The organism is Streptomyces niphimycinicus, from assembly GCF_018883605.1.
Taxonomy (GTDB): Bacteria; Actinomycetota; Actinomycetes; order Streptomycetales; family Streptomycetaceae; genus Streptomyces; species Streptomyces niphimycinicus.
On the sequence record NZ_JAHLEM010000053.1, the window covers coordinates 42,540 to 55,260 of the forward strand.

The window sequence follows — 12,721 nt, forward strand, 5'->3', positions numbered from 1 at the left end:
GCCTCCGCTGAGGCGGATGGACGATCCCGATCGCCCGAACGGTGCGCGCCGGATGCGACCGGCCCGGCTCCGGGGTCGACTCGGGCCATGAGCACCGACCAGCCGCCCCCCGGGCCCGATGAGCCCCGGGACGGGGACAGCAGCGATCCGTTCGCCAAATATCCGCGGGCGAACGGCTCCCCGTACGGGGACCACACCGCCGGAGCCGAGCCGTACGCCGGGATGCCGCCGCTCGCGCACCTCGGCCGCCGTCTGATCGCCCGGATCATCGACGCGCTGCTCATCGGCATCCCGGTCGGGCTCGTGCTGAGCGCGATCGCGAGCGGCTACGACCCGGTCGACGGCAGCGTCCACTCGACCATCGTCACGCTGATCTACGTCCTGATCTACTTCGTCTATGAGGGTCTGATGCTGACCCGGGACGGTCAGACCGTCGGCAAGAAGGTGATGCGGATCCGGGTCGCCCTGCTGGAGAACGGCCAGCCGCCGGCCGGTCAGGCGGGCTGGGTGCGCGCGGGGGTGTATGCCCTGCCCGAGATCGTGCCCTGCTGTGGCTTCGTCTTCTGGCTGATCAATGTGTTGTGGTGCACCTGGGACCGGCCCTACCGGCAGTGCCTGCACGACAAGGCGGCCAAGACCCTGGTGGTCTCGGCCGTGCCCTGAGCCCCCGGCCCCGAGCCCCCCGAGTCCCCGGGCGCCTGAGTCCCCGGCCCCCGGCCCCCGGGGCCCCGGGCCTCTGAGCCCCCGGGCCCCCCAATCCCGGGGCGCCTGAGCCCCCAGCCCCCGAGCCCTCCAGCCCCCGCGCCCCGGAGGTGCCACCCTGAGCTTCCGGTCCACCGGGAGCGCTGATGTAATCGGGGCATGGCCCCCGACCCGCTGTCCTCGCCCCCGCACGCGTTCCCCGCCGGGATGCCCCCGCTGGCCACCCCTGGTCAGCGCTTCGCCGCCCGGCTCATCGACATCGTCGTCCTCGGCGTCATCTGGACGGTGGCGCTCATCGCGACCGGCGCGCTCCAGTACACGATGAACCACCCGGGCGAGCAGCACATGGGCAAGGTGACCCTCGCGCTCATCATCACGATGGCCGTCTACTTCGGCTACGAGGGCGTCATGCTGGCCCGCAGCGGACAGACGCTCGGCAAGAGGGCGCTGCGCATCCGGGTGGCGATGCTCTCCGACGGGGATGTGCCGGCCGGTCAGGGCTGGGTCCGCGCGGCGGTCTACGTACTGCCCGGGATGCTGATCCCGCTGCTCGTCGGCACGGTTTTCTGGCTGGTCAACTCGGCCTCACTGCTGTGGGACAAGCCGTTCCAGCGCTGTCTGCACGACAAGGCCGCGCGGACCGTGGTGGTGTCAGCCGCGCATTGAGTCGGCGTGCGCCCTGGTGCGCGCCCCCGCCGCGTCGGCCGGTCCGGACCCCGCCGCGGGGCTGCTGGTGCGCACGGTGCGGCTGGGGCGGGAGATCCGGACCACCGGCACGGTGACGGCGACGAGAAGCCCGGACGCGAGCCCGACCACGGTGACCACCGCGATACCGAGTCCCGATCGGGTCTGGGACAGCAGCAGCATGGCGAAGGTCGAAAGAACGACGGTGGCCGAACCATAGACAAGCTGTGCAGGAGTCGGACGCGGCATGGCGGTATCCGTCCTCAAGGGCGATATGCAGGGGGCATGGGTCAGGCTGATGTGACCGTCAGCTCGACTCTACGGTGGTGAATGCCCGAGGGGGAACGGAAGTAAGCGTGACCTCACCCACGGCGCCGTTGCACAGGGGGCGCACAGAATCATCGGCTGTTCCAACCGGCGCGCACGGCGCGCCCGTTGCTGTCCGTTAATCGGAACGCCGGGATCGCAGAACGTACTTGTCTCATCAGTCCAAGTCAAGGTCTGTCTTTTCTCCTGCCACTCCGGTCAAATGTCCGGCACCGGTGTGAAAGGGGAGGACTGAGCGAGTGAACAACCAATGGAGAACGGCCAGATCGGCCGCCATAGCCACCGTGGTGGCCGCTCTCGGCGCGGCGGCACTCTCGACTGGCATGGCTCAGGCGGATGCGCCGTCTACGCGTGTTGAGCGCCATGATCCGGCGCCCGCGAAGACGGATGTCCAGCACGATCTCGAGGGCCCGTACAGCAAGCAGCAGGAAGCGCAGCGCCAGGAGGCGCTGCGTCAGGTCATCTCCGGCGACACCAAGGCGACCACGCGCGGGGCGTCGAAGGTGGTGAAGCTCGGCAAGGGCAAGTATGTCGAGCTGGCCCGGGAGAAGACCGACAAGATCTTCACCATCCTGGTCGAGTTCGGCGACAAGGTGGACGACACCACCATGTACGACCCGGACGGTGACGGCCCCAAGCCGCCGGTGAAGAAGTACGGCGGCAAGCCGGGCCCGGCGCACAACACCATCGCCCAGCCGGACCGCGCCAACGACAACAGCACGGCCTGGCAGAAGGACTACAACCGCGAGCACTTCCAGGACCTCTACTTCTCCAAGGACAAGAAGAAGCAGTCCCTGAAGAAGTACTACGAGAAGCAGTCCTCGGGCCGCTACTCCGTGGACGGCGAGGTCTCCGACTGGGTCAAGGTCGACTGGAACGAGGCCCGGTACGGCTCCAACTACTGCGGCGACACCAACTGCGCCAACGCCTGGGACCTGATCCGCGACGGCGTCAACCAGTGGGCCAAGGACCAGAAGGCGGCCGGCCGCACCGACGCGCAGATCAAGGCGGACCTGGCCAAGTACGACCAGTGGGACCGCTACGACTACGACGGCGACGGCAACTTCAACGAGCCCGACGGCTATATCGACCACTTCCAGATCGTCCACGCCGGTGAGGACGAGTCCGCGGGCGGTGGCGCCGAGGGCGAGAACGCCATCTGGGCGCACCGCTGGTACGCGTACGGCACCGACGCGGGCAACACCGGCCCGGGCGACAACAAGTCGGGCGGTACCCAGATCGGCGACACCGGGATCTGGGTCGGCGACTACACGATGCAGCCGGAGAACGGCGGCCTCGGTGTCTTCGCCCATGAGTACGGCCATGACCTGGGCCTGCCGGACGAGTACGACACCACCGGTAAGGGGGAGTCGTCCGTCGCCTACTGGTCGCTGATGTCCGCGGGATCCTGGCTCGGCACCGGTAAGGACGCCATCGGCGATCTGCCCGGCGATATGAACGCCTGGGACAAGCTTCAGTTGGGGTGGCTGAACTACGCCTCGGCCAAGGCCGGGAAGAAGTCGACCCACACGCTCGGGGTCGCGGAGTACAACACCAAGAACAAGCAGGCGCTGGTCGTCGAGTTGCCCGCCAAGCCCGTCACCACCGAGGTGGTCGCCCCCGCCGAGGGCACCAAGCAGTGGTGGAGCGGGATGGGGGATGACCTGAAGAACACCCTCACCCGGTCCGTGGACCTCACCGGTAAGTCCAAGGCCGGCCTGGACCTGAAGGGCTGGTGGGACATCGAGGAGAACTTCGACTACCTCTACACCGAGGTCTCCACCGACGGCGGCGCCAACTGGACGCCGATCGACGGTACGGCGGACGGCAAGGCCATTCCGCGTGACGCCGGTGACAAGCCCGCGCTGACCGGTACCGCCGGGGCGTACAAGAAGCTCTCCTTCCCGCTGGACGCCTACGTGGGCAAGAAGATCGAGCTCCGCTTCCGCTACCAGACCGACGGCGGTGTGGCGCAGAAGGGCTTCGCGGCCGACGCGATCACCCTGACCGCCGACGGCGCCCCGGTCTTCAGCGACGGCGCCGAGGGCGATGACAACGGCTGGACCGCGAACGGCTTCTCGCGCATCGGCGGGTCCTTCAGCAAGGACTACCCGCAGTACTACATCGCCGAGAACCGCCAGTACGTGTCGTACGACACCACCCTGAAGACCGGTCCGTACAACTTCGGCTGGGCCTCCTCCCGGCCCGACTGGGTCGAGCACTTCCCGTACCAGAACGGCCTGCTGATCTGGCAGTGGGACACCTCGCAGCCGGACAACAACGTCGGCGTCCACCCGGGCAGCGGTCTGATCCTGCCGATCGACGCGCACGCCACCCCCGAGAAGTGGGCGGACGGCTCGCTGATGCGCAACCGGATCCAGGCGTACGACTCGCCCTTCAGCCGGTTCCCGTCGGACGGCTTCACGCTGCACAAGGACGGTAAGGCCGCCAAGGTGAAGCCGAAGCCGGGCATCCCGGTCTTCGACGACCACAAGGGGACGTACTGGGACAAGAGCAATCCGACCGGCAGTGTGAAGATTGCTGACACCAATACCCGGATCAAGATCCTCAAGGAGCTCCCGGGCGGCTCGACGATGACCCTCCAGGTCGGACCGTCCGCCTCCTAGATCCACACCGTCTGCGTTATCGCAGGTCAGAGCGGCAGCGGCCGTCGCCCCCTAGCGGGCGGCGGCCGTTCGCGTTTAGATGCCCCTACGACCAACTTGTTGACACGACGTCTCACGGGGGACATGACCCGCAATGGCCAACGGAGGATTCACCAAGCTGCCCGGCGGCAGCGTGGTGGTCGCACTGACGCTGCCGAGCCCGCTGGGCGAGGGCGGCGTCCGCGTCCTGGTACACGCCATGAACCGCCAGCGCGCCCTGACCAGGCTGCGCAATCTCGGGCTTCGCGCCGTTTATCTGCGCGGCAATATGGCCCCGCCGACACCCGACGAGGTGACGGCGGTGCTGCACCATCCCGACGGGCTCGTCTGGCGCACCGCGCCGGACCGGGGAGGGGAGCTGTGGCATCCGATCGCCGCTCTGCTCAGACCGGCGGCCCCGGCCTCGTAGCCCGGAGCCCCTCGTAGCGCCCGGGCCCTCGTGGCGCCCGGGCCCTCGTAGCGCCCGGGCCCTCGTGGCGGCGGGGCCGGGAGGGTGCCCGCAGGGGCCGCCAGGGCGGCTGGGGGCGCCCAGAGCGCCTCCGGCGCCCTCAGACGACCGGCTTGCCGCTGAGCTCGACCCCGGCCGTCCGCAGCTCCTCCAGGGCGCGCTCGGTCGTGCCCGGGGAGACGCCCGCGGTCAGGTCCAGCAGGACATGCGTGGCGAACCCCTCGCGGCGCGCGTCCAGCGCGGTGGCCCGCACGCAGTGGTCGGTGGCGATGCCCACCACGTCCACCTCGGTCACCTCCCGCTCGCGCAGCCACTGGGCGAGCGAGGTGCCGTGCTCGTCGATGCCCTCGAAACCGCTGTACGCCCCCGTGTACGCGCCCTTGTCGAAGACCGCCTCGATCGCGCCGGAGGCGACGGCGGGCGCGAAGTTCGGGTGGAACCCGACACCCTCGGTGCCCGCGACGCAGTGCACCGGCCAGGAGTGCTCATAGTCCGGGTTGTCCGAGAAGTGATCGCCCGGCGCGATGTGGTGATCACGCGTGGCGACGATATGGCGGTAACCGGGCGTGGCCTCCCCGATCAGATCGGTGATCGCGGCGGCGACATCCGCGCCCCCCGTCACCGCGAGGCTTCCGCCCTCGCAGAAGTCGTTCTGGATGTCCACGACGATCAGTGCCCGGTGCATGTCACCGAGGGTAGACACTCCACGTCGATTGCGGCAGTGGGCATGCCCCGCGTTCCCCCTCATGACGCTCCTCAGGCCGGCAGGTACTCGGTGGGCAGGACCGGTTCGCCGCGCGAGAGCTGGGTCGCCGACAGCGGCAGTCCGGCCCGGGCCGCGATATGCCGGTCCCGCGCCGCGTCCAGCGGCTCCCGGGCCACGATCTCGCCGCCGCGCACCAGCTCCACCAGCAACTGATGGTCCGCCAGCTCCTCGGGGACCGCACCGGTGCCGATCACCTCGGCCTCGGCCACACCGTGCTCGTCCACCCGCCGGGCCGCCCATTTGCGGCCGCCCACCGAGGACTTCGCGCCCATGGACTTCTTGGCCACCGGCAGCAGCGGCGCCCCGGGGGTGTCCGAACCGGCCCGCGCGACCAGCTTGTAGACCATCGAGCAGGTGGGGTGGCCGCTGCCGGTGACCAACTGGGTGCCGACCCCGTACGCGTCCACGGGGGCCGCGGCCAGCGAGGCGATCGCGTACTCGTCCAGATCGCTGGTCACCGTGATCCTGGTGTTCTTGGCGCCCAGCTCGTCGAGCTGCTGGCGCACCCGGTGGGCGAGCAGCAGCAGATCGCCGGAGTCGATCCTTACGGCGCCCAGGTCCGTGCCGGCCACCTCCACGGCGGTGCGCACCGCCTCGGCGACGTCATAGGTGTCCACCAGCAGGGTGGTGCCGCTGCCGTGCGCCTGGACCTGCGCCGTGAAGGCGTCCCGCTCGCTGTCGTGCAGCAGGGTGAAGGCGTGGGCGCTGGTGCCCACGGTGGGGATGTTGTAGCGGAATCCGGCCGCGAGGTCGGAGGTGGTGGCGAAGCCGCCGACGTAGGCGGCGCGGGCGGCGGCCACGGCGGCCAGCTCATGGGTGCGGCGGGCGCCCATCTCGATGAGCGGCCGGCCGCCGGCGGCGGTGGACATCCGGGACGCGGCGGCGGCCACCGCGGAGTCGTGGTTGAAGATGGAGAGGATGACCGTCTCCAGCAGCACCGCCTCGGCGAAGGTGCCCTCCACCCGCATGATCGGCGAACCGGGGAAGTAGACCTCGCCCTCGGGGTAGCCCCAGATGTCGCCGCGGAAGCGGTAGTCGGCGAGCCAGGTGAGGGTCGGCTCGTCCACGATCCGCTGCTGGGCGAGGAAGTCCAGGACGTCGCTGTCGAAGCGGAAGTTCTCGACGGCGTCCAGCACCCGCCCGGTGCCCGCGACGACACCGTAGCGGCGGCCCTCGGGGAGGCGCCTGGTGAATACCTCGAAGACCGAGCGGCGGTCGGCGGTGCCCGCCCGCAGCGCGGCCTGCAACATGGTGAGTTCGTACCGGTCGGTGAAGAGTGCGGTCGACGGCACGTCCACCGGCAGTCCCAAGTCCGCAGTGTCCATGGTTGACGATGCTACCTCCCGTACTCGTCAGAGTGACGAGATCTGGGTGCCGGTTTATGCGGCGGCCAGTGCCGGGTGGCAGCATGGGACGTGTGAGTGTCACGCCCGTGGAGATCGAACGTCCCGAAACCCGTGAAGCGCCGATGTCGGTGCCCGAGCCCGACGTTCCCTGGGTGACGGTGGTGCACAACGACCCCGTCAATCTCATGAGCTATGTGACCTACGTTTTCCAGAGCTATTTCGGCTATTCCAAGGACAAGGCGCACCGTTTGATGCTCGACGTCCACCACAAGGGCCGCGCGATCGTCTCGAGCGGCAGCCGCGAGGAGATGGAGCGCGACGTGCAGGCGATGCACGGCTACGGCCTGTGGGCGACCCTCCAGCAGGAGCGCTGATGTCGGGACGGTTCGAGCCGCTGCCCGGCGGCGGTGCCTCCCTCGCGCTGGACGAGGTCGAGATCTCCATTCTGCGCAGCCTGGCCATGCAGCTCGCCGAGCTGATCGGCCCGGGCGACCAGCCCGCCGAGGGCGGTGACCCCCTGGACGCGCTCTTCGCCGACGGCCCCAGCAAACCGCCGGCCGACCCCGCGCTGGCCCGGCTCTTCCCGGACGCCTATCGCGCCCCGGACCAGGAGCTGGGGCCGCGGGAGGAGAAGGAGGCGCGGGAGGCGTCCGCGGAGTTCCGCCGCTTCACCGAGAACGACCTGCGGGCCCGTAAGCGCGACGACGCCCTGACGGTGGTGCGCGACCTGGACTCGCTGGCCGCCGGGGCGCCCGCCGGGGCCCCGGGCGTGCTGGAGCTGGCGCCGCAGAAGGCCCGGCACTGGCTGACCGCCCTCAATGACCTGCGGCTGGCCATCGGGACCCGGCTGGAGGTCACCGACGAGGACGACGGCGGTGACCTGCTGCGGCTGCCCGACTCCGATCCGCGCAAGCCGATGGTGATGGCGTACTTCTGGCTCGGCGGGCTTCAGGAAACGCTGGTCGAGACCCTGATGCCGGAATAACGCTCTCCGGCGATTACTGAGTGTTCGTTTAGAGGATGCTCAACTCCGGATAACGATCGCATCACCGCGACCGTTAACTTTGTCGTGCGGAATAGCCTTTGTCCGCTTCTTCCTGTGGTGTGCACCACATGCGACTCGTTCGATCAGTGTTGCCGTCGTGATAAATCTTCACGATCGCCAGCCAGCCGCCACAGGGAGAAAGGCGCAGCAATATGACCTCAGCGGCTCCTGAAGAGGGCTACGAGCGCGGACTGGGCAGTCGCCAGATCCAGATGATCGCTATCGGCGGCGCCATCGGCGTCGGCCTGTTCATGGGTGCCGGGGCGAACATCGCCAAGGCCGGCCCGAGCATCATCCTGATGTACGCCCTCGCGGGTGTGGTCATCTTCTTCATCATGCGAGCACTCGGTGAGCTGCTCCTCTACCGCCCGGTCTCCGGGTCCTTCGCGGAGTACGCCCGTGAGTTCCTCGGCCCGTTCTTCGGCTATGTCACGGGGTGGACGTACTGGCTGATGTGGGTGGTGACCGGCATGGCCGAGCTCACGGCCGCCGCCATCTACATCCACTACTGGTTCCCCTCGATCCCGCAGTGGGTCAGCGCCCTGGTCTTCCTGGTGGTGCTGTTCGGGGTCAACCTGATCTCGGTCAAGCTCTTCGGCGAGGTCGAGTTCTGGTTCTCGATGGTCAAGGTCACCGCCATCATCGGCATGATCGTGATCGGTCTGGGCGTGCTCACCCTCGGCTTCTCCGACGCCGGTGACACCGCGGCCGCCTCCAACCTCTGGTCGCACGGCGGGGTCTTCCCCAACGGCATCGGCGACAGCCTGATGACGCTCCAGGGTGTGATGTTCGCCTATCTCTCCGTCGAACTGGTCGGCGTCACCGCGGGCGAGTCCGAGGACCCCGAGAAGACCCTGCCCAAGGCGATCAACACCCTGCCCTGGCGCATCATCATCTTCTACGTCGGCTCCCTCCTGGTGCTGCTCGCCGTCGTCAAGTGGACCGAGTTCTCGGCCGGCGAGAGCCCCTTCGTGCACGCCTTCTCCAAGATCGGCATCCCGTTCGCGGCCGGCATCGTCAACTTCGTCGTGCTCACCGCGGCCCTGTCCTCCTGTAACTCCGGGATGTACTCCACCGGCCGGATGCTGCGCGGCCTGGCCGCCAACAGCGAGGCCCCGAAGATCTTCGGCAAGCTGAACGCCCGTAAGACCCCGGCCGTCGGTATCACCGTCTCGGTGCTGCTGATGGGCATCGGCGTGGTCCTCAACTACGTGGTCCCGGAGAAGGCGTTCACGTATGTCACCTCGGTGGCCACGGCCGCGGGCATCTGGGCCTGGGCGATGATCCTCGTCAGCCATATCCGCTACCGCAAGGCGGTGACCTCCGGTCGCCTGCCCGCCTCGTCCTTCCCGGCTCCGGGCGGTGCCGTCTTCAGTTGGGTGGCGCTGATCTTCCTGATCTTCGTGACCTGCCTGATCGCGTACGACAAGGACGCCCGGGTCTGTCTGTACGTGGGTGCCGGCTGGGCCGTGCTCCTGACGATCGGCTGGTTCGTCCTGAAGTCGCGCGGCGGTGTGCAGCCGGGTGCCCCGGCCGAGGCGGAGCGGGAGTACGTGCGCAAGTAACGACACGTAATCCGTATCGCCTTTCGGGCGCGGTATCTCAGCAGGCGGGCTCCGGACCACTGTCCGGAGCCCGCCCGCCCGTCTCCCGCCACCACCCTCAACCGGGGCTCCCCCAAACTTCGTCCGGGAGGTGCCCCCTGCGCGCCACCCCCCTTTTCTTTCCTATTGTGTGCTCATGCTGACCATCACCCAGGCGCTCCACGACCAGATCGTCGCGCACGCCCGCGCCGACCACCCCGACGAGGCGTGCGGCGTGATCGCGGGCCCGGCCGGAAGCGGCCGCCCCGAGCGGTTCATCCCGATGCTGAACGCGGCCCGCTCGCCCACCTTCTACGAGTTCGACTCGGGTGACCTGCTCAAGCTCTACCGCGAGATGGACGACCGGGACGAGGAGCCGGTGATCATCTACCACTCGCACACCGCCACCGAGGCATACCCCTCCCGCACCGATATCTCCTACGCCAATGAGCCCGGTGCCCACTACGTCCTGGTCTCCACGGCCGAATGCGGCAATGACGAGGGTCCCGTCCAGTTCCGGTCCTTCCGGATCGTCGACGGCGAGGTCACCGAGGAAGAGGTCGAGATCGTCCCGGGCACCTGAGTGACCTGCACGTCTCGTATGGCGGTCGTTACCCGTCCGTATCACGAGATGGCCTATCGGGGCCCGGACCGGGAATCGATACGATGAGTCCATGGTTTTCGATGACGTGAGCGAGAAGACGCCGGGCATGCTGCTCGTGGCGCGGCTCCACGTCGACCTGTGCCGGCTCGCCAGCGCGATGTGTCCGCGCCGCGCCGTGGCCGCCTGAGCGCGCGCCCGAGACGCCCCGACGCCCTTCGACGACGCCCTCCCGGCCGCTCCGGCCCGGGAGACCACCCCGCCCTCCGACAGGAGCTTAAGAATGGCCATCGAGGTCCGCATCCCGACCATCCTCCGCACCTACACCGACGGCCAGAAGGCGGTCGAGGGCAGCGGGACCACGCTCGCCGAGCTCTTCACCGACCTCGAGACCCGGCACACCGGGATCCAGGAGCGCCTGATCGACGGCGGTGAGCTGCGCCGCTTCGTCAACGTCTATCTGAACGACGAGGACGTCCGCTTCCTCGACGGCATCTCCACCAAGCTCGCGGACGGCGACAGCGTGACGATTCTCCCGGCCGTTGCCGGCGGAAGGCTCTGATGCGGTACGACAGTCCCCTGGCAGCGGTCGGCAATACGCCGCTCGTCCGGCTGCCGCGGCTCTCGCCCTCCTCCGACGTACGGATCTGGGCCAAGCTGGAGGACCGCAACCCGACCGGCTCGATCAAGGACCGCCCCGCGCTCCATATGATCGAACAGGCCGAGAAGGACGGCCGGTTGACCCCCGGCTGCACCATCCTCGAGCCCACCTCCGGCAACACCGGTATCTCGCTCGCGATGGCGGCCAAGCTCAAGGGCTACCGCATCGTCTGCGTGATGCCGGAGAACACCAGCGAGGAGCGGCGCCAGCTTCTCGCCATGTGGGGCGCGGAGATCATCTCCTCGCCCGCCGCCGGCGGCTCCAACACCGCCGTCCGGGTGGCCAAGGAGCTGGCGGAGCAGCACCCCGACTGGGTGATGCTGTACCAGTACGGAAACCCCGACAACGCCGGTGCCCACTACGCCACCACCGGCCCCGAGATCCTCGCCGACCTGCCCTCCCTCACCCACTTCGTCGCGGGCCTGGGCACCACCGGCACCCTGATGGGCGTCGGCCGCTTCCTGCGCGAGAACAAGCCGGACGTCCAGATCGTCGCGGCCGAACCGCGCTACGACGACGTCGTCTACGGACTCCGCAACCTGGACGAGGGGTTCGTCCCCGAGCTGTACGACGAGTCCGTGCTGACCACCCGCTTCTCCGTCGGCTCCGAGGACGCGGTGACCCGCACCCGCGAACTCCTCGCCCAGGAAGGCATTTTCGCGGGCGTGTCGACCGGCGCGGCCCTGCACGCCGCCATCGGTGTCGCCGGTAAGGCGGTCAGGGCCGGGCAGAGCGCCGATGTGGTCTTCATCGTCGCCGACGGTGGCTGGAAGTACCTCTCCACCGGTGTCTACACGGCGGCCACCACCGAGGAGGCGATCGCGACGCTGCACGGCCAGCTCTGGGCGTAGTCGTTCCGGCCGATCGGCCGGCGGGGGGCATGGCCGGGCGCCACCCGGCTCCGTCCGGCTCCGTCCTGGTGATTCCGCCCACAACGCGGGCCCGTGGAGGAGCTGCCTGGGCTTTCGCGCCTTACGCTCGTGGGCACCGCATGACCCCCCGCACCGCCCATGGCCTTCGGCATGGGGACCCCTCAAGGAGGTTCCTGCTTCATGAAGCTCACCGTCGTCGGATGCTCAGGGTCGTTCCCGTCCGCGGAATCGGCCTGCTCGAGCTACCTCGTAGAGGCCGACGGCTTCCGGCTGCTCCTCGACATGGGCAATGGCGCCCTTGGCGAGTTGCAGCGCCACTGCGGTCTCTACGACCTCGACGCTGTACTGCTGTCCCATCTCCACCCCGATCACTTCATCGACATGTGCGGATACTTCGTCGCGCGCTACTACCGGCACGACGGTGGCCGCGCCGAGGCGATCCCCGTCTACGGCCCCGAGGACACCGAGCGGCGGCTGGTCCAGGCGTACGACGACCTGCCCGATGAGAAGTCGATGCGTGAGGTCTTCGACTTCCGCACCTTGACCCCCGGCAGCTTCGACATCGGCCCCTTCACCATCCGCGCCGAGCGCGTCTGCCACCCCGTGGAGGCGTTCGGCTTCCGGATCGAGTACGGCGGCCGTTCGCTGGTCTACTCGGGCGACACCGGCCCCTGTGCGGCCCTGGTGGACCTGGCCCGGGGCGGCGACCTCTTCCTGTGCGAGGCGGCCTTCACGCACGGCAAGGAGAACATCCCCGAGCTGCATCTCAACGGCCGCCAGGCGGGCGAACACGCGCTGCGGGCCGGGGTCGGGAGCCTGGTGCTCACCCATATCCCGCCGTGGACGGACCCCCAGATCAACCAGCGCGACGCCCAGGCGGTCTTCGGCGGCCCGGTGGAGCTGGCCAAGGCGGGCGCGATCTACGAGGTGTAGGCGCCGTACGCGGCCCCGTACAACGTCGTCGAAGGCCCCGGAACCGACTCGGTTCCGGGGCCTTCGCGCGGGGCGCGGGTCGACGGT

General features: G+C 68.9%; 15 protein-coding genes. 12 read left to right on the forward strand and 3 right to left on the reverse strand.

Annotated features, from left to right (window positions below):
- Nucleotides 1-87 precede the first annotated feature (87 nt).
- Both KN815_RS06755 and KN815_RS06760 read left to right on the forward strand, forming a co-directional pair.
- Complete coding sequence (locus KN815_RS06755; protein WP_216340828.1) at nt 88-663, forward strand: RDD family protein; 576 nt, start codon at nt 88-90, stop codon at nt 661-663.
- Between the two features lie 198 nt (nt 664-861).
- Nucleotides 862-1,368 carry an RDD family protein gene (locus KN815_RS06760; protein WP_216340829.1) on the forward strand — a complete coding sequence of 169 codons (507 nt, stop codon included), beginning with the start codon at nt 862-864 and terminating at the stop codon, nt 1,366-1,368.
- Here KN815_RS06760 and KN815_RS06765 read toward each other — a convergent pair.
- Nucleotides 1,354-1,635 carry a hypothetical protein gene (locus KN815_RS06765; protein WP_216340830.1) on the reverse strand — a complete coding sequence of 94 codons (282 nt, stop codon included), beginning with the start codon at nt 1,633-1,635 and terminating at the stop codon, nt 1,354-1,356. The two genes, KN815_RS06760 and KN815_RS06765, sit on opposite strands and share 15 nt — an antisense overlap.
- 317 nt (nt 1,636-1,952) lie before the next feature.
- On the opposite strand from KN815_RS06765, the gene KN815_RS06770 reads away from it, so the two are divergent.
- Nucleotides 1,953-4,340, forward strand: coding sequence for an immune inhibitor A domain-containing protein (locus KN815_RS06770; RefSeq protein ID WP_216340831.1), 2,388 nt, complete (start codon nt 1,953-1,955; stop codon nt 4,338-4,340).
- A 133-nt stretch (nt 4,341-4,473) separates the two neighbouring features.
- Entirely contained in the window at nt 4,474-4,788 is a 315-nt protein-coding gene (locus KN815_RS06775) for a hypothetical protein (protein ID WP_216340832.1), read from the forward strand.
- Nucleotides 4,789-4,927: 139 nt separating this feature from the next.
- Here KN815_RS06775 and KN815_RS06780 read toward each other — a convergent pair whose 3' ends face one another.
- Nucleotides 4,928-5,512, reverse strand: coding sequence for a nicotinamidase (locus KN815_RS06780; protein WP_216340833.1), 585 nt, complete (start codon nt 5,510-5,512; stop codon nt 4,928-4,930).
- Nucleotides 5,513-5,583: 71 nt separating this feature from the next.
- Entirely contained in the window at nt 5,584-6,918 is a 1,335-nt protein-coding gene (locus KN815_RS06785) for a nicotinate phosphoribosyltransferase (RefSeq protein ID WP_216340834.1), read from the reverse strand.
- 83 nt (nt 6,919-7,001) lie between these two features.
- On the opposite strand from KN815_RS06785, the gene clpS reads away from it, so the two are divergent.
- The 8 genes from clpS (at nt 7,002) to KN815_RS06820 (ending at nt 12,634) form a co-directional block, all read left to right on the forward strand.
- Nucleotides 7,002-7,313, forward strand: a complete 312-nt coding sequence (gene clpS, locus KN815_RS06790) for an ATP-dependent Clp protease adapter ClpS (protein ID WP_203348453.1) — start codon at nt 7,002-7,004, stop codon at nt 7,311-7,313.
- Nucleotides 7,313-7,924 (forward strand): DUF2017 domain-containing protein, encoded by a 612-nt coding sequence (locus tag KN815_RS06795; RefSeq protein ID WP_216340835.1) that lies wholly within the window; start codon nt 7,313-7,315, stop codon nt 7,922-7,924. The genes clpS and KN815_RS06795 overlap by 1 nt, the downstream gene beginning before the upstream one ends.
- 212 nt (nt 7,925-8,136) lie before the next feature.
- Complete coding sequence (locus KN815_RS06800; RefSeq protein WP_216340836.1) at nt 8,137-9,549, forward strand: amino acid permease; 1,413 nt, start codon at nt 8,137-8,139, stop codon at nt 9,547-9,549.
- A 175-nt stretch (nt 9,550-9,724) separates the two neighbouring features.
- Nucleotides 9,725-10,150: a M67 family metallopeptidase gene (locus KN815_RS06805; RefSeq protein ID WP_216340837.1), complete on the forward strand. Its 426-nt coding sequence runs from the start codon at nt 9,725-9,727 to the stop codon at nt 10,148-10,150.
- A 91-nt stretch (nt 10,151-10,241) separates the two neighbouring features.
- Nucleotides 10,242-10,358 (forward strand): putative leader peptide, encoded by a 117-nt coding sequence (locus KN815_RS52075; RefSeq protein WP_014061047.1) that lies wholly within the window; start codon nt 10,242-10,244, stop codon nt 10,356-10,358.
- Nucleotides 10,359-10,451: 93 nt separating this feature from the next.
- Nucleotides 10,452-10,730: a MoaD/ThiS family protein gene (locus tag KN815_RS06810; RefSeq protein ID WP_216340838.1), complete on the forward strand. Its 279-nt coding sequence runs from the start codon at nt 10,452-10,454 to the stop codon at nt 10,728-10,730.
- The gene (locus KN815_RS06815; protein ID WP_216340839.1) at nt 10,730-11,680 is read left to right on the forward strand and encodes a PLP-dependent cysteine synthase family protein; all 951 of its coding nucleotides are present in this window, start codon (nt 10,730-10,732) and stop codon (nt 11,678-11,680) included. The genes KN815_RS06810 and KN815_RS06815 overlap by 1 nt, the downstream gene beginning before the upstream one ends.
- 201 nt (nt 11,681-11,881) lie before the next feature.
- Complete coding sequence (locus KN815_RS06820; protein WP_216340840.1) at nt 11,882-12,634, forward strand: MBL fold metallo-hydrolase; 753 nt, start codon at nt 11,882-11,884, stop codon at nt 12,632-12,634.
- The last annotated feature ends 87 nt before the right edge of the window (nt 12,635-12,721 follow it).